Raw genomic sequence first — 21,028 nt, forward strand, 5'->3', positions numbered from 1 at the left:
AATCCACTCCATCTCGTCGTAGTATGGGAACATAAACCCATCAGACGAACAAATGAATGGAGTGTTTTCAATGAGACGTGCCATCTGGCCCGCAGCGCTGGCGCTGCTTCTGCTGACCGGCTGCGCCGGAACCGCCAGCGAACCGCCCAGCGCCAGCCCCCAGCCCTCTCCGGCGGCCAGCGCCGCCGCCCCTACTCCCAGTCCCACCGAGACGGCGGAGGACCAGGGGCCCGCCCCCGAGGAGGTCTTTGACCAGCTCCCGGACGAGTTCCTCTTCTCCAGCGGCGCGGGTGGATGGGGCACCATCCTCTCCATCGAATCGGACGGCAGTTTTTCCGGAGAATACCACGATTCCGAAATGGGCGGCACGGTTCCGCTGTGCTATTACTGTGAATTCAGCGGTACGCTGTCCCAGCCGGAGCGGGTGGACGCCTATACCTACTCCACCACTCTCCTGTCCTTGGAGCAGGAGAAAGAGGAGGGGGAGGAGTATATGGAGGACGGGATCCGTTACATCATCTCCACCCCCTACGGCATCGAGGGCGCGGAGGAGCTGCTGCTCTACCGGCCCGGTACGCCGGTGTCAGAGCTGCCGGAGGAATTCCGGGGCTGGACCGGCCTGAGCGGCACGGCCGCACCGGAGACGCTGTCCGATTGGGGACTCTACAATGTGAACACCCAGCAGGGGTGGATCGGCTATGAGGGGGATTAACATGAAAGCGAAAATTTACATTGACGGCCAGGAGGGCACCACCGGCCTGCAGATCTATGAGCGCCTGGGCGCGCGGAGCGACATTGAGCTCCTGCGCATCGACGAGGACAAGCGCAAGGACGTGGAGGAGCGCAAGAAGTTCCTCAACGCCGCCGACATCGTGTTCCTGTGCCTCCCGGACGCGGCGGCGCGGGAGGCGGTGGCCCTCATCGAGAACGACCACACCCGCGTCATCGACGCCTCTACCGCCCACCGCACGGCCCGGGATTGGGCCTACGGCTTCCCCGAGCTCTACCGCTACCCCGGCGAGGTCATCGGCCAGGCCGCCCGGGTGGCCAATCCCGGCTGCCACGCCACCGGCTTTCTCGCCTCGGTGGCGCCGCTGGTGAAGCTGCACATCCTCCCCGACGACTATCCCGTCACCTGCTTCTCCCTTACCGGCTACTCCGGGGGCGGGAAGAAGATGATCGCCCAGTACGAGGGGGAGGAGAAGGGGAACGACCTGTACGCCCCCCGGGTGTACGGCTTGAACCTGAACCACAAGCACCTGCCGGAGATGCAGAAGATCGCGGGGCTGAAGCAGCCCCCGGTGTTCTGCCCCATCGTGGACGACTACTACAAGGGCATGGCCACCACCATCCAGCTCCACAACAAGTATCTCCTGGGCCAGCCCACGGCGGAGGAGATCTATCACATTTTCTCGGCCTACTACGCCGGTCAGAAGCTGATTTCGGTGCGCATGGCCGGGGAGGGCGAGTTCGTCTCGGCCAACACTCTGGCGGGGAGCGACCGGCTGGAGCTGGTGGTCAGCGGCCACGAGAAGCAGACCACCGTCACCGCCCTCTTCGACAACCTGGGCAAGGGCGCCTCCGGCGCGGCGGTGCAGAATATGAACATTATGCTGGGCCTGGACGAGACTACGGGGCTGAACCTGTAAGAGATCGTCCGGCCAAGAACAAGGAGTGACCACCATGAAACAGATCACCGGCGGCGTTACTGCCGCCAAGGGCTTCAAAGCCTGGGGCGTCCACTGCGGCGTGAAGAGCCACAACGTGGACAAGAAGGACCTGGCCATCATTCTCTCGGAGCGGGAGTGCAACGCCGCAGCGGTGTATACCATGAACCGCGTGAAGGCCGCCCCCATCTACGTGACCATGGACCACCTGGAGGACGGCACCGCCTGGGGCGTCATCGCCAACAGCGGCAACGCCAATGCCTGCTGCCCCATGAGCCACGAGAACGCCGAGCTCATGTGCCAGTACGCCGCCGCCGCCACCGGGCGCAAGCCGGGGGACTTCGTGGTGGCCTCCACCGGCGTCATCGGCCAGACCCTGAACGTGGCCGCCATTGAGAAGGGCGTGCCCCAGGTGGTGGCCGGACTGAGCGCCGACGGCTCCGACGCCGCGGCCCACGCCATCATGACCACTGATACCTCCAAGAAGGAGATCGCCGTCACCCTCACCGTAGGCGGCAAGAACGTCACCATCGGCGCCATCGCCAAGGGCTCCGGCATGATCCACCCCAACATGGGCACCATGCTGTGCTTCATCACCACCGACTGCGCCATCACCCACGAGATGCTCTCCGAGGCCCTCCACGAGACGGTGCCCAAGACCTTCAACCGGGTGACGGTGGACGGGGACACCTCCACCAACGACATGTGCGTGGTGCTGGCCAACGGCATGGCGGAGAACCCCCAGATCGAGTGGAAGGATGACAGCTATACCGTGTTCCAGAAGGCGCTGCGCTATGTGTGCGAGTACCTGGCCCGCTGCATCGCCGGCGACGGCGAGGGCGCCAGCCGCCTCATCACCTGCACCGTCCGCTCCGCCCGCAGCGAGGAGAGCGCCGAGCGCCTGGCCAAGGCAGTGGTGGCCTCCCCGCTGGTGAAGGCCGCCATGTTCGGCTCCGACGCCAACTGGGGCCGGGTGCTGTGCGCCATGGGCTATTCCAAGGCCCCCTTCCGCCCCGAGTACGTGGACGTGAAGTTTGCCTCCGACGTGGGCGAGGTCCTGGTCTGCCAGCAGGGCATGGGCCTGGACTTCGACGAGGAGGCTGCCAAGAGCATCCTCAGTCAGGACGAGGTCATCATCGACATCGACCTGCACGAGGGACAGGACACCGCCACCTGCTGGGGCTGCGACCTGACCTATGATTACGTCAAAATCAACGGCGATTACCGCACCTGATCGGAAAGAAGGAGTCCAAACATGTCTGACCCAGTCGTGACCCGCGCCACCGTGCTGGCCGAGGCCCTGCCCTACATTCAGAAATACTACGGCAAGACCGTGGTGGTGAAGTACGGCGGCAACGCCATGATCTCCGACGAGCTGCGCCACGCCGTCATCTCCGACATCATCCTGCTCAACCTGGTGGGCGTCCACGTGGTGGTGGTCCACGGCGGCGGGCCGGAGATCAGCGAGATGCTGAACAAGATCGGCAAGGAGTCCAAATTCGTGGACGGCCTGCGCTACACCGATGAGGAGACCATGGACATCGTGCAGCAGATCCTCTGCGGCAAGGTGAACAAGAACCTGGTGGCCACCCTGAACCGCCTGGGCGGCAAGGCCATCGGCCTGTGCGGCATGGACGCGGGGCTCTTCGAGGCCAAGCAGCTCAGCGAAAAATACGGCCTGGTGGGGGAGATCGTCCAGGTCAACCCCGCCCCGGTGCAGGACAGCCTCACCCAGGGGTATATCCCGGTGGTCTCCACCGTGGCCCAGGGCGTGGACGGGGAGAACGCCTACAACATCAACGCCGACACCGCCGCGGCCAAGCTGGCGGTGGCGCTGAAGGCGGAGAAGCTGATCCTCCTCACCGACGTGCGGGGCCTGCTGCGGGACCCCAAGGACGAGAGTACCCTCATCCCGGAGGTGGAGCTCTCCCAGGTGCCCGAGCTGGTGAAGGACGGCGTCATCAAGGGCGGCATGATCCCCAAGGTGGACTGCTGCGTGGAGGCGGTGCGCTCCGGCGTGAAGGACACCATCATCCTGGACGGCCGCATCCCCCACTCCATCCTCATTGAGCTCCTGTCCGACGAGGGCATCGGCACCATGCTGCGCTAGGAGGCAATTGCCATGAATCACAACGAACTGGTGGCTTTGGACCACCAATACACCCTCCAGACCTACGGCCGCTTCGACGTGGACATCGACCACGGCAAGGGCGCCACGCTGTGGGACCTGGCGGGGCGGAAATACATCGACTTCACCTCGGGCATCGGGGTGTGCTCGGTGGGCTACGGGAACGAAACGTGGGCCAAGGCCATCTACGACCAGGCCCTCACCCTGGGCCACATCTCCAACCTCTTTTACTCCCAGCCCTACGCCAAGCTGTCCGAGGCGCTCTGTCAGCGCACCGGCATGGCGGCGGCCTTTTTCGGCAACTCCGGCGCCGAGGCCAACGAGGGCCTCATCAAGCTGGCCCGGAAGTACAGCTTCGACCAGTACGGCAAGGGCCGCAGCACCATCCTGACCCTGAAGAACTCCTTCCACGGCCGCACCATCACCACCCTGACCGCCACCGGCCAGGACGTGTTCCACCAGTATTTCTTCCCCTTCATGGAGGGCTTCCGCTACGCCGACGCCAACGACCTGGAGAGCGTGAAGGCCCAGGGCGGCGACGACGTGTGCGCCGTCCTGGTGGAGCTGGTGCAGGGCGAGGGCGGCGTGCTCCCGCTGGACAAGGCGTTCGTCCAGGATGTGGCCAAGCTGTGCGCAGAGAAGGACTGGCTCCTTCTGGTGGACGAGGTGCAGACCGGCGTGGGCCGCACCGGCACCCTGTTCGCCTTCCAGCAGTACGGCATCCAGCCCGACGCGGCCTCCTTCGCCAAGGGAATCGCCGGGGGCCTGCCCATGGGCGGCTTCCTGGTGAATGAGAAGTGCCGCACCGTTCTGGGTCCCGGCACCCACGCCTCCACCTTCGGCGGCAACCCCATCAGCTCCGCCGCGGCGCTGACCGTGCTGGACCTGCTGGACGAGGAGACCCTGAAGGGCGTCACCGAGAAGGGGGCCTATCTCCGCGCCGGCATCGAAAAGCTCCAGAAGAAGAGCATCGGCGCCACCCGTGGCCTGGGCCTGATGATCGGCGTCGAGGTGAAAGAGGGGTATACCAACAAGGCCCTGGCGGCCAAGCTGATCGAAAACGGCCTTCTGGTGCTGACGGCGGGCCCGGCGCTGCGGCTGCTGCCCCCGCTGACCATCACGAAGGACGAGATGGACCAGGGCCTGGCCATTCTGGACGCGGCGCTGGACTAAGCGATTTTCCATCACATTGACTGAGGTGATTTGACATGAAAGACCTGCTCAAGCTGCTGGATCTCTCCAAGGAGGAGATCCTCCACATCCTGAACGTGGCCGACCAGATGAAGTACAATCAGAAGCACGGCCTTACCCACAACTACCTCCAGGGCAAGACCCTGGCCATGATCTTCGAGAAGAACTCCACCCGCACCCGCGTCTCCTTTGAGACCGGCATGTTCCAGCTGGGCGGCCACGCCCTCTTCCTCTCCAGCAAGGAGAGCCAGATCGGCCGCGGCGAGCCGGTGGAGGACACCGCCCGGGTGCTCAGCCGCTACTGTGACGGCATCATGATCCGCACCTACTCCCAGGAGGAGGTGGAGAAGCTGGCCCAGTACGCCGACATCCCCGTCATCAACGGCCTCACCGACTTCGCCCACCCCTGCCAGGTGCTGGCCGACCTGATGACCGTCCGGGAGCACCAGAGCAAGCTGGAGGGCCTGAAGATGTGCTTCATCGGCGACGGCAACAACATGGTCAACTCCCTCATCGTGGGCGGCCTGAAGGTGGGCATGGACGTGTCCGTGGCCTGCCCCGAGGGCTACGATCCCCACCCCGACGTGATGGCCTTCGCCAAGAGCGTCACCACCTCCAAGTTCTCCCTGGTGCGCGACCCCGCCGAGGCCGCCAAGGGGGCCGACGTGGTCTTTACCGACGTCTGGGCCTCCATGGGCCAGGAGGAGGAGGCCGCCAAGCGCCGCGCCGCCTTCCAGGGCTACCAGGTGAACGACGCGCTCATGAAGCTCACCAACCCCGGCTGCATGGTGCAGCACTGCCTGCCCGCCCACCGGGGCGAGGAGATCACCGCCGAGGTCTTTGAAGCCCACGCCAATGAGATCTTCGACGAGGCGGAGAACCGCCTCCACGCTCAGAAGGCGGTCATGTACCTGCTCATGGGCGACGAGAAGTAAGAACGACCCATTGAAAACGCCCCCGCCCGTACGGCGGGGGCGTTTTGCTTGCCAGCGGCGGGGAAATTGTGTTATCATGGGCATACATCCAAGACCAAGGAGGGATTTTTATGACCGATCGGGAACTGGTGGAGCTGGCCTTCACCATGCTGGAGCGCTCCTATGTGCCCTACTCCCACTTCCCCGTGGGGGCGGCGCTGGAGTGCGCCGACGGGACGGTGTTCACCGGCTGCAATGTCGAGAACGCCGCCTATGGCTCCACCATCTGCGCCGAGCGCACCGCGCTGGTGAAGGCAGTCAGCGAGGGACACCGGGACGACTTCGTCCGGCTGGCCGTGGTGGGGGATTCGGCGGACTACTGCTGGCCCTGCGGGTCCTGCCGGCAGATGCTGTATGAATTTGCCCCCGATCTCACCGTGCTGGTGGCCCGGGGCGACCACGAATTTGTGAAACTGCCCCTGGCGGAGCTGCTGCCCTACGGCTTTGGGCCCAAATCCCTCAGCGGGGAGCCGAAAGGGGAGGTAGAGTAACATGGCACAGATCGCGTGGATCGGCGCGGGGGTGATGGGGCGGCCCATGGCGGGCCACCTGGCCGCCCACGGCCATCAAGTGCGGGTGTACAGCCGCCACATGGAGAAGCTCACCGGCGCGGAACAGGAGGGCCTGGAGCCCTGCGCCACCATCGCCCAGGCGGTGGCGGGCGCGGAATACGTCTTTGTGATGGTGGGCTACCCCAAGGACGTGGAGGAGGTGTTCGCCGGTCCCGGCGGCATCTTTGAGAGCGCCGCACCGGGTACGCTGGCGGTGGACATGACCACCTCCTCGCCGGAGCTGGCCCGCCGCCTGTGGGAGCAGGGGAAGGAGAAGGGCATCCGGGTGCTGGACGCCCCGGTGTCCGGCGGCGACCGCGGCGCCCGCAACGCCTCCCTGTCCATTATGGTGGGCGGCGAGAAGGCCGATTTTGAGGAGGTCCGCCCCCTGCTGGCCTGCATGGGCACCGGCCTCCACTACATGGGGCAGGCCGGCAGCGGCCAGCACACCAAGGCCGCCAACCAGATCGCCGTGGCGGGGGCCACCGCCGCCTACACCGAGGCCCTGCGGTACGCTCAGGCGGCGGGGCTGGACCCCCGGGCCATGCTGGAGGCCATCGGCGGCGGCGCGGCGGGGAGCTGGCAGATCGCCAACATGGCACCCCGGGTGCTGGCGGGGGACTTCGCCCCCGGCTTTTTCATCAAGCATTTCATCAAGGACATGAAGATCATCCAGGACGAGAGCGCCCAGCGGGGCGTGGAGCTGCCCATGCTGGACACGGTGTGCTCCCTCTACGAGGAGCTGGCCCGCCGCGGCCTGGAGAACGAGGGCACCCAGGCCCTCATCCGCTATTACGAGCCCGAGGCATAACAAACGGCCTCCCCGATTTCCGTCGGGGAGGCCGTTTTGCATCAATCCAGGGGTTTTTCGATGGGGGCGTAGTACTTGGTGCGGTAGAACTGGAACATGTCGTCGAACTCCTTGTCCTCGCCGTGGTGCAGGGCGTGCATGTAGGCGTGGGAGTCGGTGCGGATGAGGGAGTCCTTGGCGGCGGTCTCCCGCACGATGTACAGCGCGATGTTGGAGCAGTGGTCGGAGATGCGCTCCAGGTTGATGAGCAGCTCCAGGTACTGGGTGCCCAGCTCCACGGTGCACTTGCCGTCCTTCAGACGCTCGATGTGGCGGCTGCGCAGCTCGTCCCGCATCAGGTCCACCACTTCCTCGATGGGCTCCACCTCCAGGGCCAGCTCCCGGGAGCGCTGGGTGTAGCTGTCGATGGCCTTGTCGATGGTCTCGTCGACGGCGGAGGTCATGGCGTTGAGCTCGGCCTTGGCAGCGGGGGAGAAGGTCATGCCGCGGTCATGGACGATGGCGGCAGTCTCGGACAGGTTCACCGAGTAATCGCCGATGCGCTCGAAGTCGGACAGGGTGTGGAGGAGCTCCGACACCTTGGCGCTGTCCTCGGCGCTGAGGGAGTGGTCGCTCAGGCGGACCAGGTAGTTGTCCAGGGTGCTCTCCAGCTTGTCCAGCGCGGTCTCGGTCTCGTTGAGGCATTCCAGCTTCTTGCCGTCGTAGTGGTCCAGCAGCTCCACCGCCAGGCGGTAGTTCTCCTGGGCGAAGTGGCCCATCTGCACCACGGCGTCGTGGCACTTCTCAAGAGCCAGGGAGGGGGAGGAGAGGAAGCGCTCGTCCAGCACGGACACCTCCCGCTGGTCGGCGTCGCCGGGGATGATGTGCTCCACCAGGAACACCAGCTGCCGGTTGAAGGGGAGCAGCAGGGCGGTACAGCACACGTTGAAGCCCAGATGGAGATTTGCGATGCTGCTGCGGTTGAGGACGTCGTGCCAGAAGGGGAAGTGGAAGATGGCGTTGCCCACATAGAGCACCACCAGGAAGAAGAGGGTGCCGATGACGTTGAAGAGGAGGTGCAGGCAGGCGGTGCGCTTGGCGTTCTTGCTGGCGCCGATGCCGGAGAGGAGGGCGGTGATACAGGTACCGATGTTCTGGCCCATGATGAGGGGGATGGCGATGTTGAAGGTGACCACGCCGGTGGAGCTCATGGCCTGCAGGATACCCATGGAGGCGGAGGAGCTCTGGATCAGAGCGGTGACCAGGGCACCCACCAGCACGCCCAGGAAGGGGTTGGAGAAGGCCACGAACATCTCGCGGAACTGGGGCAGCTCCTGGAGGGGGGCCACGGTGGACTCCAGGGTCTTCATGCCGATGAAGAGGAGGCCCAGGCCCAGGACGATCTGACCCACGCATTTTTTCCGCCCGCTGTTGATGAACATGTAGAAGATGATACCGATGGTGGCCAGTATGGGGCCCAGCACCTGGGGTTTCAGCAGGGAGAGGAAGAGGTTGTCCGATGAAATGTCGCCCAGGCTCAATAACTGGGCGGTGACGGTGGTGCCGATGTTGGCGCCCATAATGATACCGACGGTCTGGCGGAGCTTCATGATCCCGGCGTTGACGAAGCCCACGCACATCACGGTGGTGGCGGCTGAGCTCTGGATGAGGCCGGTGACCAGGGCGCCCAGCAGCACGCTCTTGAATACATTGCTGGTCAGTCGCTCCAGAATGCTCTCCAGGCGTCCGCTGGACAGCTTCTCCAGTCCGTCGGTCATGGTAGACATGCCAAACAGGAAGGTTGCGACAGCGCCAAACATGGCGATCACATCAGTTGCACTCACAAGACATCCTCCTAATTTTCATTGGTTCAAGCCCGCAACGGCGCGAATGCTCCGAGTTTAACCAGTACAAATTATATACGCTCTTTCACCGCTCGTAAATCCTTCCAATCGACTTTGTCGAAAATGTACGTTTCCGATAAAATGGATGTCAAAATTTCGTAAAACTTTGTGTGCGAAAGGCGTGGACAAACCGGGAAGGAACGTACATAGGGACGGGCCATCCCGGAATAAGATGGAAAAGATTTGTTTGCGTCGCGCAAAGGAGAGGGAGGAGAGCACTATGTTACCGGTTTGGCTGTTGCTGATGCTCAACGGGCTGTTTGTGAGCCTGCGTCTGACGGGCGGGGAAGGGTCCTTTCCCCGTCCGCTGAAGGCGGAGGAGGAGCGGGCGTGTCTGGAGGCTATGGCGGCGGGGGACCCGGAGGCCCGGGACCGGCTCATCGAGCACAATCTGCGCCTGGTGGCCCACATCGTCAAGAAATACTATACCCCAAACGGAGACCAGGACGATCTCATTTCCATCGGCACGATAGGGCTCATCAAGGGTATCACCACCTTTAAAAGTGATAAGCAGGTCCGGCTGGCCACCTACGCCTCCCGTTGCATTGAAAATGCTACACTATCGTAGCGGACCTTTTGCCCCATCATGTGGCGGATCGCACCGACTTAAGGGATAAATGGCATGTGTTTTGCCAACCTACGGAACGCATGATAGTCATGACACGCTATGCTCTCGATGTGGTCAGTTACGCGCCCTTGTATATTCATAGTTTCCGGCTTGTCCAGCCCCACACGCTGGTGGAGGCGGAGAAGTTCAATCTTATCTACACAGATCCAGCTCAAATCGACAAGATTGCGGACAAGCTGCGGTGGTACCGATACCAGCATGGTCTGCTGCAAAGAGATGTGGCAGACTACGCCGGTCTGGATCGCAGTACATATTCCGGCTATGAGAATACCCTGCGGGACTACTACCCCATTGAGAAGATGGAGAAGATTGCGGAGCTGTTCGCCGTGCCGGTCACGGATTTGCTGGACGAGTTTAATTTGTTCCTCTACAATGGTCAGGGACGACAGATTAAAGAAATGCGCCGGCGGCGTCAGATGACCCAGGTGGAATATGCCAGGCGACTGGGTGTCCCCTTTGGTACGCTGCAAGGGTGGGAGCAGGATCGGGTACAGATCTGCAAGCAGACATGGCGCAGACTGAAAATCAGAGGATAACACAAAGGGATGGGGTTATGCCCCATCCCTTTGCTGATGTATTCGTTTGATGGCCTCAATCAACTCCGCTTTCTGCTCCACGGGGCAGGGCATGGCTTTGATTTGTTCCATGACAGTCTGCGCATGGACGGCGGCAACTTTCTTGGAAAGTTCTTCCTGCTTTTCCGGAGTTGTCGGATAATGCATAATAACGCCCAACGCACATACCCTCCTCCTTGGTAAGGCAGTATATGCGTCAATGCTTGTCCTTCATGTTTTTTGTGGACAGCGAAGCTAGGTAAACATTGGTCACATCCGCCCGCTCATGGCCCAGCAGCCGGGACACCATGAAGTGGGCGTCCAGAGCGCCCGTGCCCTTGTCCATCAGTTCCTTATACTTCTCCGCTGCAAAGGTGTGGCGAAGTCCGTGAAAGGTCAGGGGAAGGTCAGATTTTACTTGAATGCTGTTTCGATGCGCCACGATGAACAGCTGCAGGCGGTGGATGGCCTGGTCGGTGGGCATATCATCCGGCACCAACAACTTGTGGCCCCGCTGGGTGCGTGTCAGTTGACGCCGCAGGGCAATGGCGATCTGCTCGTTGATGGGGACGGTGCGGATCTTGCCGCCCTTGCCCTTGACGGTGACGGCGTTCTCCCGAAGGGCCTGCTTTGCCGCGGCGGTGTCGATGCGGAAACACTCGTGGATGCGGAGCCCAGCGTAACGGGCCAGATAGAGAGCCAGAATGTAATCCCAGCGCTCCGCAGCCAGGGCCCTGCCCAGCATGTGGTTGAACTCCTCTGTACTCCATGTGCGGTCCACACCGCCGAAGCGCCGGCGCTCCAGCTCGACTCCCAGTTCGCTGTTGGTGGGCAGCGCATACTTGGGGTTGCTCACTTTGTCATGGAAGAAGCGGATGGCTGCCAAATCTGTTTTTATGGTGGAAGCCGACTTCCCATGCTCCTGCAAATACAGCACATAGCCAACAAGGTGCTTGCCACTGATGTTGCTCAGTTTCTGAAGGTGGTACTCGTCAGCCAGGTAGCCGCAGAACCGCTTGCACGCTTCGTAGTAGCGATCCTTGGTGCGGAAACTGCCTTGACGATTATGGCGGGCCAGTTTGTTCAGTTGACTCACCAGGGCCAGATAGAGGCCCTTGTTTTGAATGGATCGTGTCATATCGTAAAATACTCCTTTTCTTTCATAGGTAGTTCAGATGGGCGCAGTTCGCCCATTGGCAGAGCCGTTTGTTTCCGCCGGATCTCCAGGAAAATCTTCCTGGAGCCTGGGGGCAATCGCTTCGGAACCCATTGCAGCAGAGGCGTTTCCAGGAAGCGAGCCATGAACGGCGAATCTCTGTCTCTTTTTCAATTGGAACCAGGTCAGTACGAGCGCAGTATGGGGATAGACCCTGCCATCGGCGGGCATTGCTCCGATGACGACTGCCGACACAACCGCTGAAACTCGGCTGCAAGCTGCGGTAAAGAACCACAGCCTGCGTGTGTCTGTTGATCCCTTCGGCTGGGATCAGGGGAATTGCGTCCTCTTTGCTGCCGAACCGGCACTGTGCCGGAACAAAGAGGGGTGAGCCTGCTGCCACAGGCTCCGAGGTGCAGCACCCCAAGTCACTCCGCACACCTCAACGCGGAGAAGGGGGACGGCCATGTTTTAGAATAAGTTCTTCTGGCACCATACCGCAGACTGGCAGGGTCTGGTGTAACTCCCATCGGGAGTGCGGGGCTATGAACGCACAAAAAGAGGGTGCGAAAAGTTCCTTCTGTGCCTGATCTACACAGGCAGCAAACTTTTCGCACCCTCAAACAAGTGCTCGTATTCTTTCTCATGGCCATCCGAAGAAGAAGTCAACATCTTCGGCGCAACACCACATCATCAAAGGGAAAGACAGCCGATGAACATGGTTCCCTTGTTGTCCACTGAAACGGAGACAACAGCCGCAGGGCATTGCCCTGGCGGAAAACGGCTGAAACGTACAAACATAACAGCGTGCGCAATGCGAGATGCCCCTCTCGCTCACAGGTGAATCCTGCCCCGGAGTCCCACCGAGTACGCGCAAAGAATCAATCGTAATTTTTATATACCACAATATATTGTGTTTGTCAATAAGATTAAACTTATATATAGATAATTTGGAAGAAGATTTTCTTGCCTTTTTTCGACAGACAGGCCTACGAGGCTGAGGACCGCCATGCCGTGCAGGACGAGCGGTGGAGCGTTTTTACCCGGGAACAGATCGTGGAGAAGGACAATAGTTGGGACCTGGGACTCATCCGGGACGACTCAGTGCTGGACTACAACGACCAGCCAGACCCGGTGGATAGCGCGGAAGAGGCCGTTGACCTGCTGATGAGCGTGGTGAAGGAGCTGCGAGCCCTGGAGGTGCGGGACTGATGGCGAGGAAAAAAGAAAACCTAAGGTCTGCAGAGCGCTTGGAGGAAGCATTAGTACCAGATTGGGAGCAGCTATACAAAGCACCAGCGAATTGATGTTGGGCATACCTTAAACCAATATCTAAACTACGAACAGGTAAAAAAGATGCCAATTATGGTAGTGTAGACGGCGAATATCCTTTTTTTACATGTGCTGCAGAGCAAATTCGTTGTCACGGATATTCATTTGACTGTGATGCTATACTGATTGCAGGAAATATTAATGCTAAAAAAACCGGAGTATATAGGTTTGATATGCCAAAGATAAATGGGCGAAGTGAAATTGTCCGTATCCTTGACGATCTCCTCGCCAAAGAGCAGCAAGCTAAGGAATCCACCGAAAGGGCTCTGGAGCAGATCGACCTCATCAAAAAAGCCATCCTCGCCCGTGCCTTCCGCGGCGAACTGGGCACCAATGACCCCAGCGAGGAGAGAGCGGAAGAACTGCTTTTCTCTAAAATTTAACAAGACACTACAATTTTTTGTAGTGTCTTAACAAAAGCGACATTTTGGTGTATAATGTAGAGCATGAGGTGAACCCCTATGAACAACTTAAAACAGATCCGAGAACTGTATGGGGCCACACAGGAACAGATCGCCCAGGCCATTAATGTGAACCGTGTCACCGTGGCAAACTGGGAAAACGGCACATCTGTTGCCTCCAGCAGTAACCAGGAAAAGCTCTCGATTTACTACGGGATAGGTCCGGAGTATTTCTACGAGAAAGAATTGGACGAAGTTGCCAAGAAAATTGTAACTGATACCAGTGCAAGAGCTCAAGAACTTACGGAGAAGTCTGAAGGAAAACGAGTCAAAGAACAAGACTTCCACAAGATGTTTGAGTCCATTACATTTAAACAGGCCATGGAACAGTACATGTTTTCCATGAAGATGCTTTTGGCAACTGCTGATAGTGGCGAACTGGACAAGCTTAAAGCAGCGGCTCTTATCAACAGGAAAATGGGCACCAGGTTAGACGCAATTATCGCTCTCCGAGAGCAGGAAGAAAAATCCGGGGAGCCATCACTGTTTGATCTTATTGAGAAGGTCGAAAACGGCGAATAATAACAATATATAGTATATTTATATAAAATAAATACAACATATAGTTGACACATTCTCCCTGCCCTGTTATAATAGGCCAAGATTCCAGGCAAAAGAAAACAGCGCTCCGGCTGGTACCCGTTGCGCTGCATCTTGCGTCTACACAGAATACGATGCTCAGAAGCATGATATAGACTGTGTTTCCCTTAGACACATTTACTATATCACGTTTCTGGGCTCGGTTCAATATGGGATATTTCACGAAGTTGACTTGTTCCTTGTGGCCGAGTTTTTCTTTTGGCTGTTTTGAATAGATACTCCTAACAACCAATGATGACCGCATCTATGCGGAGAAAGGAAATGTGACTTTAATGTACGCAACAAAAATCAAAATGAAACCGGGCTGCTACAGTTCCGGTAGCCTCCTGGAGATCGACTCCGTTTACATCGAAGGCTGTGACAATCCCGGCTTTTTCAAAAAGGCTAACCTGTACGACTTTTTGAAAGAGAACCCTGGCACCATTCAGGTGAAAATTTTCCCCTTTCCTGATGTAGTTCCTGCTCTTAGTAAATATGATGAGAAGTATGTGCGCTCCACCCCCAATGATTACACGCACGATAACCTTCTTGACCTGCCGCGCGAATGAAAGAGGGGCTGAAGATGGCTTCTTTTAAGTTTGATAGCAAAAAATTCATGAGGGAACTGGAGAAAGACATTAAGAAGTCTATTCAACAGGATCTTTCGCGGCATCCTGAAAGGGTCTTAAATGATCATGTTGGCGAATGTGTGGATGCATGTTGTCCCCATTGCGACAATCCCCAAATGGAGGTACTTTCAGGAGGCTTTGTCCGCTGTCCGGCATGCGGATTCACAGACCGAGCTAAGATTGAACTCAACTGGAAATAAAAAAGGTGTGGCTTATGGGTACCAGACATAGGCCACACCTTTTATTTCGCTAACTCCAGGAACGCCTCTCGGTATGTTTCCAGAATCCGGGCGGCGGCCGCATCAATCTTCTCATCATCGGTCAGTTCACGCTTGCCAACTTGAGGCGCCAGGGAAGGGGGAGAACCGCTCTCTAACTGCTGGTCACTGTGCAGCATAGGATCAACTTTGTCCGACATCATGATTACCTCGCTTTCCACCTAAAATTATTTGCTTTTATTTTGCCAGATGATTGTCCAAAGTACAAGGGAATTCTATCACGGTAAAACACAATCAAGGGATGCGCCGCGAAACGCCCGGTTTCACGGCATATCTTTTTTGTTTCTCCCACTCCAAGCAAACATCCACCGCAACTCTTTATTGAGAAAACCTTATCCATTTGACATACTTTTGACAGAAAAACGGAGCGCCTGCCTTGTCGCAGGAGCTCCGTTTGTGGTTCCGGTAATTCACTTTTGTTTTGATTTCCGCAGTCGGCATATTCTTTCCGCCTTATCTCGCTCCCCCAGAGGCTGGGCAAAAACAGAGAAGAACTCCCTGATGCACACACAGTCTCCCATCAATCCCACCAGAAGTACCAGACGGTGGACTGCCGCAGCACGTCGGCCAGATTGCCCACCGTTGGGTCTTCCTCCTGATCCACAACGTCCGGGCAGAAACCGTACTGCTCCACCGCCGTCCCCATGGCCTTCTCCTCGGGGACAGGGGCCGGGAGGGTAAACTCCAGCTCGTCATGGGTCATGGCAGCAGGGACCGCCCCATGCTGTTCAAACCAGTATTTCGCAACTGCCATTAACTTCGGCGTGTTAGGACATTCATTCCAGCCACCAAAGGGCAGATAGGCAAAGACCTCCCAAGGATTCTTCACTGGGATTTTAGCCAGAATGAGAGGATAAGTCATTTTGCTATCGGAATTCCAGTAGCTTGAAAAACGACGGTTATCATATCCGCCCACCATCTCGCCCAGGATATCCTCATCCCAGTCCATATCGTCATCCTCGGCTTCTTCTTTGCACTGCCCAATCATTTCCTGCAGAACCGTCTTTCCGTCCTTGAGAGGTGCGGCGAGCATTTTCTTCCGGTATTTGGCGACTTTGTCTGGGTCGAAAGTATAGTCGTCCTCGCCATCGCTGTCAGGGTCAGAATTCATAATCAGGCATTCCCACAGGATTTCGTCATCCGCCTTAATCAGAACCGGCACAAAGCCCTCTTTGACACTTTCTCGTTTGGCATAGTTATATGCCGACATGATGGGATCATCATCCGTCATTGCGGGGAAATAGGTACATTCACAGTTCAGATATTTCATCATGGCCTTCGCAAGCTCCGAAGGCTCCAGAGTGGCCTCATCGAAATCCTGTCCCTGCCAGTTGGCAAAGCGTTTATCAATCACTTTTGCCATAGCCTGATAATAGTCCTCATCAAAGGGAATGAACAGGTAAGCTTCCTCCTGGAACTGATCAGAATAATATTGCTCTGAGCCGAAATATTCCAAGGCATAGTTGTCAATGTCGCTGGGGAAGTAAGGGCTGTCTCCTTCCCCATAGTAGTATCCGGCAAAGGCCGCGCCCTCCTTGTTGAACAGCGCCCCAAAGAGCTGCCCATTCAGCTGATCCCGGATAAAGCTGCGCAGATCGGCGCGGCTCAGATCCGCCATCAGTGGCTGCACCTGCTCCCAGTACCGCTCCATAAATTCCACGCTCATCAGGTCATGCTCCATGCACCAGCGCAGATAGATCGCCATGTGGTTGTAGGCATTGATCTCATCCACCGGCAGGCCCTTTTCCTGAATGGATTCCAGGTGCCAGGCGGCATCGTCCATATCGCCGGTGAACTCCTCCTCTGCAAGCGTTCCTCTGGTGATGGCATTCTGGCGGATGGGATTGACCACAAAACTGATACCTGCCATCTTTTCCAGCAGAGCGTCCGCATCATGCTCCAGTTTATACTTCAATTCGTTCCGATAGAGAGGAATTACCTGATAGAAGTTGACCTCCTCGCCGCTGGGCAAAGTGCAGACCTCGCCTCCGTTCCAGACAACATCTTGCGGGCCCACCAGAAGTGCGCCGCAGAGTGTCGTGTTCTCCGCAAACGGCGACTGCTTGTCCATTGTGTGACCAAAACCCAGCCAGGTATCGCCGGAAATGGGCAAGCGGGCCAACACTTTCAAGAGGCCAATGGGCCAGTACCACCGCTCATCCTTCAGAGATTCCTCATCCAGTTTCCAGTCCTTCGGCAGAGCGATGGCCAGCTCCGCCCGCTCCAGCTTGTATTCCGCCAATTCCTCTGGCACATTCATCCGGTGGGCCCCCATGCCCATCGTCACCAGCGTGTAGTAGTCCCGTGCCTCAGAGGGCGGAACAACGCAGATGTCCACATGAATGTCGGGAGAAACCAGCTCATGGAACACATTCTCAAACTCACCAAAGGTGTTTTTGATGTGCTGCTCGATTGCGGACATCTCATCCTCTGTATAAACCTCCGGTCCCCTGCTATCCGTCGAGGACCAGATGGCATCCGCCTTTGTACCGTCTGGATTCAGGAAAATCTGAAAATACTGATCCTCTCCCGGCTGCTGATAGACAAGGCCGATACGGCGGGTCTGGTCCACAAGCACCGCCGCCAGGATACCCTCTGCTTCCCCTTCAGGAGTGTGGGTCAGCCATTCCCCGCTGTCCAGCCGTTCCTTAAGCTGCCGCAGCCAGTCCGTTCCCATCTTGGAGAGTCCGGCTTCGTTCATGCGGAAGGAGAGCTCCACCAGATGCTCCTTCACCGGGTATTGAAATTCACAGCAGGGGGAATTTTTCTCATAGCCATACCGCTCCGGGCGGAACAGCTCATAAAATTCGGCAAGTCCAGCTTCGTCCACCCGAATACAGGCCAGGGCGCGCTGTTTATCATCCACATCTTGGCCCTGCCCCTGCTGGAGCAGTTGGTCGGCATCGGGGTTGATCCAATGGTACTCCATCTGTTCCAGGGTTGCTCCGGCTTTAATCTCCTCCTGCAAGGTCAAGAACTCATAATCGCCCGGCTCCAGTTTTAATCCTTGCTTGACGGCATCCAGCGCGCCGGCTTGATCGCCAAAATGCGCCCGCAGCTTGCCCACCTGCAGCCAGATCCAGGGGTAGTCCGGTTCCTCCTGAGCACCCCGCTCCGCATATTCCAGTGCTTCTTCCAACCTGCCGCAGTACATCAGCGCCACAGAATACCGGTAGTACCAGGTGGCGCAGCCTGCGGCGTTCTTCTCCGAATCCTTCATCCATTCTGCAGCCTGGTAATAATGGATATAGTCATCCAGATTGTTGCAGGCGAAGGAATACCAGAGGGCGATCTGCAAATCCTGATGGGCCTGCTTTTCGCTGAATCTTCCTTCTTCTACGCCATTTTTGATAAAATCCTCCAGCCAGTGGAGCATTTTCCCAAAATAGCCGGAAACGCCTTCGTCAAAGGATTCCAGCGTTTCAATATCTTCTTTCGAGAGCAGGGAGCCGGTTTCCTCGTGGATGTCAGGCTCTGGTTCCTCCTCATCCAGCAGCGGCACACCGCCCACATCCCGCCGGAAAGCGTGGAAGTGGGCATAGGGCAGGCCGCTTTCTTCCAAGAACGCCTGCGCCGCTGTCAGTACAGCGGGCAGATCCCAGGCAATGAAATCCAGATACCCGCAATACAGGCCAGTGGCCCCGCCCAGGAAGGTCACGGCTTCCGCTCCTGCATCCCGCAGGATGGCATCCCGCAGGTCATCCCGGAAGTCCAGAATGGCTTTGCTCCGCTCCTCGCCAGTAAAGCCTTCTAATGGGTAGCAGAGGAAACCCACCGCAATGCCGTCCTTGTGGTATTCGTCCACCGCATCACTGCGGGCAGTCAGGTAGTCGTTGATGATTACCGGGAGACGGCAGGTGCCGGTATAGACATCCAGCCGCCAATCGGCCTCCGGGTCCTCCACCGGTTCCAGTTCATAGGTAAGGTAGCTGTTTTCCAGGTAGTCACTGCCGTCCCGCCAGAGGGAGAGTCCCATGCTTTGCAGCAGTTCCGGCAGCTGGGAAAGGAGCATAGCTGGTTCCTCTTTCGGCTGAGCATAAACATCGAACCCGGCGACAAAGGCGATAGCGGAAACTTCTCCGATGGTTTGATCCACCAGCATGGACAGCGCCCACCAGACCCGGTCCGTATCCTCTTTCAAAAGCGGCGTCAGCTTTTCGCAGCAAAGGACCAGACTTACCCGCTGATCCTCTGTTTCCTCTGCCCACATCTGCACATCCTCGGCCCGAACTTTGATGTCTCCAGCCCGCAGTTCGAACCCCTCACAGGGCTGGCGGCCTACCCAGATATTCCAATGCTCCAGCACCGATTCTGGGGCCTGCTTCTGGAAGTACACCAACGGGAACAAGCGGGAGCGAAGGCCCTCCGGACTGAGGATCAGTTCATACTTTTCACCATTGAAGCCCAGCTCAAAGGAAGTATCACGCAGGGCAGTCTTGAGTGCGTTACCGCACTTTTCAATCAGTTCCTCGCCGCGCTGGTGCGTTTTGTCTGTGTCCATGAGTTGACGCAGTGTCCCCTCGATTTGAGTAAAGGCTGCCCACGATTCCCGCGTCCTTTCCCGGAAGTTCTTTTCAAACCGGGGCAGGGTCAAACGGCGGCGGCAATCGTCTATGTACTCCTGGGTATCTTTGTCTCCTGGGCGAGCTTTCAGGGCCCTTTCAAAGTAACGCAGGGCGGGGCCTTCCTCATCCAGGTAATAATAAGCGGAAGCGATCCGATAATTCCAGCAGTGATCTTCGGCAAAATGCTCCTCATGGGGAGCCAGAAGCTCCAGAGCCTTTTCATACAGCGCCCGGCCTGCCTCTCCGATTTCTGCAATGGCGATGTATGCCTTGGCCAGTTCGCTGTCCAGTTCCGGGGTGCGCTCCCCGGCGGGGATAGCCTCCAGCGCATCAATCACCTTCTGAATTTCATTCTGTTCAAACCATTGCTGGCATTGTTTCAATAAATCCATATCATGACCTCCTCGTTTACGGTTGAGTTTCCAGATAGAATCCCCACACGCAGTTGGAGAACTCTCCGGCGGCAAAGCGGTGGATTTTCCCGTTGATCTCCACCTCATAGACATGAAACACCTTTTCCGTGCCGTAATGGGGATCGATGACCGCCGCTGTTTCCCGGCAGTCGCGCCAGCGGTACTGAAAGATATTTACACCAAATAACTCACACTGCCCATCCAAACCGGATGTTTCAAATTCCCATGTCATTTCGTATCCCTCACAATCCCGCGCGCTGCCAGCCGTCCAGCCGCTCCTGCACGGCGTCGATCTTCCAGCCCTTGCCCACCCGCTTCATGAGGAAGCGGCGGTCAAAGCCGGTGTTTTTCTCTCTGGTGTAGATGTAGAGCTTGTTCTTGGTGATCTGCTCCGCATCCAGGAATTCTTCCCCGTTGTAGGTGCCCTGGGCACTGTAGGAGAGGCCCAGGGGCCGGTAGCCCGGACGGGGCTTTTCACTCACATACTTCTCCCAGATCGCCAGCAGGCGGGGCACAGCCTCGGCATCCTCAAACCCGGCCTGCTCCATATACTGCTCCCATTCCGTCATCTCGGCAAAGAAAGCGGACAACACCCTGCGGCATTCCTCCGCCGCCTGCTCGTCCAGCTGGGCGGGTGTCTTGGCCTTTTCCCGCTGGAGCTGGGAGAAGTGTTCCATCTGCTCCTGGGTGAACTGCACATGGGCCACCGGCTTGATGTAGTTGTTGCCTGCGATGGCCAGCAGGCCCTCGTAGGTAACGGCGGTGTGGTCGATCTGGATGTGGGAGAGCTTGGGGATGGAGGCCGCCTGGAGCAAACCGGCATCGTCCAGCCTGGTGCGGTTGAGGGTCAGAAGGTCCAGTTTGCAGCTTTGCAGAGCGGACAGGCCGCTGCCGTTGATCCCGGCGTTACCGTCCAGCAGCAGATAGCGCAGCCTGGGCATGGCGGAAAAGACGGGGAAGCAGGCGTCAGTGAGCGCCCCGTCCTCCACGCCGAAGTTGGCCATGCTTTTATGTCCGGCAAAGGGGGCGAGCAGTTCATCCGTCACCGGACAGCCTTTCACATGGAAGCCCACCAGGGTGTAGCTGGCCAGCCGCTCCATGAGTTCCATGGTCAGCTCCGGGACTTCAAATTGTTTCTCTCTGTCTAAGGCCAGGACACCGTTTTCCCAATCCGCTGTCCGCGCCCGTTTCGGCCATTCCATAGCTTTCCTCCTTACTCCTGTGCTCA

22 protein-coding genes are annotated in these 21,028 nt (G+C 58.2%); 15 read left to right on the forward strand and 7 right to left on the reverse strand.

The features are described 5' to 3' along the window. The first annotated feature begins 70 nt into the window (after window positions 1–70). The 8 genes from B5G43_RS13305 to B5G43_RS13340 all read left to right on the forward strand — a co-directional run bounded on the left by B5G43_RS13305 (window position 71) and on the right by B5G43_RS13340 (window position 7,322). Complete coding sequence (locus B5G43_RS13305) at window positions 71–712, forward strand: hypothetical protein (protein ID WP_087262189.1); 642 nt, start codon at window positions 71–73, stop codon at window positions 710–712. 1 nt (window position 713) lies between these two features. Beyond that, window positions 714–1,649 (forward strand): N-acetyl-gamma-glutamyl-phosphate reductase, encoded by a 936-nt coding sequence (argC, locus tag B5G43_RS13310; protein ID WP_087262191.1) that lies wholly within the window; start codon window positions 714–716, stop codon window positions 1,647–1,649. Window positions 1,650–1,683: 34 nt separating this feature from the next. Continuing rightward, window positions 1,684–2,901 (forward strand): bifunctional glutamate N-acetyltransferase/amino-acid acetyltransferase ArgJ, encoded by a 1,218-nt coding sequence (gene argJ / locus B5G43_RS13315; RefSeq protein WP_087262193.1) that lies wholly within the window; start codon window positions 1,684–1,686, stop codon window positions 2,899–2,901. Window positions 2,902–2,922: 21 nt separating this feature from the next. Continuing rightward, window positions 2,923–3,777: an acetylglutamate kinase gene (argB, locus tag B5G43_RS13320; RefSeq protein WP_087262195.1), complete on the forward strand. Its 855-nt coding sequence runs from the start codon at window positions 2,923–2,925 to the stop codon at window positions 3,775–3,777. Between the two features lie 12 nt (window positions 3,778–3,789). Next, on the forward strand, window positions 3,790–4,968 hold the full coding sequence (locus B5G43_RS13325) for an aspartate aminotransferase family protein (protein WP_087262196.1): 1,179 nt from the start codon (window positions 3,790–3,792) through the stop codon (window positions 4,966–4,968). A 35-nt stretch (window positions 4,969–5,003) separates the two neighbouring features. Continuing rightward, entirely contained in the window at window positions 5,004–5,921 is a 918-nt protein-coding gene (gene argF, locus B5G43_RS13330; RefSeq protein ID WP_087262198.1) for an ornithine carbamoyltransferase, read from the forward strand. Between the two features lie 110 nt (window positions 5,922–6,031). Beyond that, entirely contained in the window at window positions 6,032–6,451 is a 420-nt protein-coding gene (gene cdd, locus B5G43_RS13335; RefSeq protein ID WP_087262200.1) for a cytidine deaminase, read from the forward strand. A 1-nt stretch (window position 6,452) separates the two neighbouring features. After that, a complete protein-coding gene (locus tag B5G43_RS13340) occupies window positions 6,453–7,322 on the forward strand; it encodes an NAD(P)-dependent oxidoreductase (RefSeq protein ID WP_087262202.1) in 870 nt (289 codons plus the stop codon). Between the two features lie 41 nt (window positions 7,323–7,363). On the opposite strand, the gene B5G43_RS13345 is transcribed toward B5G43_RS13340, so the two are convergent. Continuing rightward, window positions 7,364–9,145, reverse strand: coding sequence for a Na/Pi cotransporter family protein (locus tag B5G43_RS13345; RefSeq protein ID WP_242960588.1), 1,782 nt, complete (start codon window positions 9,143–9,145; stop codon window positions 7,364–7,366). A gap of 280 nt (window positions 9,146–9,425) precedes the next feature. Between B5G43_RS13345 and B5G43_RS13350 the strand changes: the two genes are divergently transcribed. Both B5G43_RS13350 and B5G43_RS13355 read left to right on the forward strand, forming a co-directional pair. Beyond that, entirely contained in the window at window positions 9,426–9,773 is a 348-nt protein-coding gene (locus B5G43_RS13350) for a sigma factor (protein WP_343214423.1), read from the forward strand. Window positions 9,774–9,853: 80 nt separating this feature from the next. Further along, on the forward strand, window positions 9,854–10,369 hold the full coding sequence (locus B5G43_RS13355; protein ID WP_087262206.1) for a helix-turn-helix domain-containing protein: 516 nt from the start codon (window positions 9,854–9,856) through the stop codon (window positions 10,367–10,369). Between the two features lie 15 nt (window positions 10,370–10,384). On the opposite strand, the gene B5G43_RS13360 is transcribed toward B5G43_RS13355, so the two are convergent. Beyond that, window positions 10,385–10,567 carry a hypothetical protein gene (locus B5G43_RS13360; protein ID WP_087262208.1) on the reverse strand — a complete coding sequence of 61 codons (183 nt, stop codon included), beginning with the start codon at window positions 10,565–10,567 and terminating at the stop codon, window positions 10,385–10,387. 37 nt (window positions 10,568–10,604) lie between these two features. Further along, window positions 10,605–11,525 carry a tyrosine-type recombinase/integrase gene (locus B5G43_RS13365; RefSeq protein WP_087262210.1) on the reverse strand — a complete coding sequence of 307 codons (921 nt, stop codon included), beginning with the start codon at window positions 11,523–11,525 and terminating at the stop codon, window positions 10,605–10,607. A gap of 984 nt (window positions 11,526–12,509) precedes the next feature. Here B5G43_RS13365 and B5G43_RS13370 point away from each other — a divergent pair. From B5G43_RS13370 to B5G43_RS17405, 5 genes are all read left to right on the forward strand, one after another. Next, window positions 12,510–12,755, forward strand: a complete 246-nt coding sequence (locus B5G43_RS13370) for a hypothetical protein (protein WP_343214424.1) — start codon at window positions 12,510–12,512, stop codon at window positions 12,753–12,755. 293 nt (window positions 12,756–13,048) lie between these two features. Further along, window positions 13,049–13,258 carry a restriction endonuclease subunit S gene (locus B5G43_RS13375; RefSeq protein ID WP_206405030.1) on the forward strand — a complete coding sequence of 70 codons (210 nt, stop codon included), beginning with the start codon at window positions 13,049–13,051 and terminating at the stop codon, window positions 13,256–13,258. Window positions 13,259–13,336: 78 nt separating this feature from the next. Next, window positions 13,337–13,858 carry a helix-turn-helix transcriptional regulator gene (locus B5G43_RS13380; RefSeq protein ID WP_087262212.1) on the forward strand — a complete coding sequence of 174 codons (522 nt, stop codon included), beginning with the start codon at window positions 13,337–13,339 and terminating at the stop codon, window positions 13,856–13,858. Between the two features lie 350 nt (window positions 13,859–14,208). Beyond that, window positions 14,209–14,484: a DUF3892 domain-containing protein gene (locus B5G43_RS13385; protein WP_087262215.1), complete on the forward strand. Its 276-nt coding sequence runs from the start codon at window positions 14,209–14,211 to the stop codon at window positions 14,482–14,484. Between the two features lie 14 nt (window positions 14,485–14,498). Further along, window positions 14,499–14,744, forward strand: coding sequence for a hypothetical protein (locus B5G43_RS17405; protein WP_158097435.1), 246 nt, complete (start codon window positions 14,499–14,501; stop codon window positions 14,742–14,744). 41 nt (window positions 14,745–14,785) lie between these two features. Here B5G43_RS17405 and B5G43_RS13390 read toward each other — a convergent pair whose 3' ends face one another. The 4 genes from B5G43_RS13390 to B5G43_RS13405 all read right to left on the reverse strand — a co-directional run bounded on the left by B5G43_RS13390 (window position 14,786) and on the right by B5G43_RS13405 (window position 21,002). Further along, window positions 14,786–14,965, reverse strand: coding sequence for a hypothetical protein (locus tag B5G43_RS13390; RefSeq protein ID WP_087262217.1), 180 nt, complete (start codon window positions 14,963–14,965; stop codon window positions 14,786–14,788). 377 nt (window positions 14,966–15,342) lie between these two features. Next, on the reverse strand, window positions 15,343–19,779 hold the full coding sequence (locus B5G43_RS13395; RefSeq protein WP_087262219.1) for a suppressor of fused domain protein: 4,437 nt from the start codon (window positions 19,777–19,779) through the stop codon (window positions 15,343–15,345). Window positions 19,780–19,795: 16 nt separating this feature from the next. Then, entirely contained in the window at window positions 19,796–20,032 is a 237-nt protein-coding gene (locus B5G43_RS13400) for a hypothetical protein (RefSeq protein WP_087262221.1), read from the reverse strand. A 10-nt stretch (window positions 20,033–20,042) separates the two neighbouring features. After that, entirely contained in the window at window positions 20,043–21,002 is a 960-nt protein-coding gene (locus B5G43_RS13405; RefSeq protein ID WP_087262223.1) for an NTF2 fold immunity protein, read from the reverse strand. Window positions 21,003–21,028: the final 26 nt, after the last annotated feature.

Source organism: Flavonifractor sp. An92 (genome assembly GCF_002159175.1).
GTDB lineage: Bacteria > Bacillota > Clostridia > Oscillospirales > Oscillospiraceae > Pseudoflavonifractor_A.

Coding starts and splice junctions, on each gene's coding strand:
- B5G43_RS13305 (WP_087262189.1), top strand. CDS start 71: ATGAGACGTGCCATCTGGCCCGCAGCGCTGGCGCTGCTTCTGCTGACC.
- argC (WP_087262191.1), top strand. CDS start 714: ATGAAAGCGAAAATTTACATTGACGGCCAGGAGGGCACCACCGGCCTG.
- argJ (WP_087262193.1), top strand. CDS start 1,684: ATGAAACAGATCACCGGCGGCGTTACTGCCGCCAAGGGCTTCAAAGCC.
- argB (WP_087262195.1), top strand. CDS start 2,923: ATGTCTGACCCAGTCGTGACCCGCGCCACCGTGCTGGCCGAGGCCCTG.
- B5G43_RS13325 (WP_087262196.1), top strand. CDS start 3,790: ATGAATCACAACGAACTGGTGGCTTTGGACCACCAATACACCCTCCAG.
- argF (WP_087262198.1), top strand. CDS start 5,004: ATGAAAGACCTGCTCAAGCTGCTGGATCTCTCCAAGGAGGAGATCCTC.
- cdd (WP_087262200.1), top strand. CDS start 6,032: ATGACCGATCGGGAACTGGTGGAGCTGGCCTTCACCATGCTGGAGCGC.
- B5G43_RS13340 (WP_087262202.1), top strand. CDS start 6,453: ATGGCACAGATCGCGTGGATCGGCGCGGGGGTGATGGGGCGGCCCATG.
- B5G43_RS13350 (WP_343214423.1), top strand. CDS start 9,426: ATGTTACCGGTTTGGCTGTTGCTGATGCTCAACGGGCTGTTTGTGAGC.
- B5G43_RS13355 (WP_087262206.1), top strand. CDS start 9,854: ATGATAGTCATGACACGCTATGCTCTCGATGTGGTCAGTTACGCGCCC.
- B5G43_RS13365 (WP_087262210.1), bottom strand. CDS start 11,525: ATGACACGATCCATTCAAAACAAGGGCCTCTATCTGGCCCTGGTGAGT.
- B5G43_RS13375 (WP_206405030.1), top strand. CDS start 13,049: ATGCCAAAGATAAATGGGCGAAGTGAAATTGTCCGTATCCTTGACGAT.
- B5G43_RS13380 (WP_087262212.1), top strand. CDS start 13,337: ATGAACAACTTAAAACAGATCCGAGAACTGTATGGGGCCACACAGGAA.
- B5G43_RS13385 (WP_087262215.1), top strand. CDS start 14,209: ATGTACGCAACAAAAATCAAAATGAAACCGGGCTGCTACAGTTCCGGT.
- B5G43_RS17405 (WP_158097435.1), top strand. CDS start 14,499: ATGGCTTCTTTTAAGTTTGATAGCAAAAAATTCATGAGGGAACTGGAG.
- B5G43_RS13390 (WP_087262217.1), bottom strand. CDS start 14,965: ATGATGTCGGACAAAGTTGATCCTATGCTGCACAGTGACCAGCAGTTA.
- B5G43_RS13395 (WP_087262219.1), bottom strand. CDS start 19,779: ATGGATTTATTGAAACAATGCCAGCAATGGTTTGAACAGAATGAAATT.
- B5G43_RS13400 (WP_087262221.1), bottom strand. CDS start 20,032: ATGACATGGGAATTTGAAACATCCGGTTTGGATGGGCAGTGTGAGTTA.
- B5G43_RS13405 (WP_087262223.1), bottom strand. CDS start 21,002: ATGGAATGGCCGAAACGGGCGCGGACAGCGGATTGGGAAAACGGTGTC.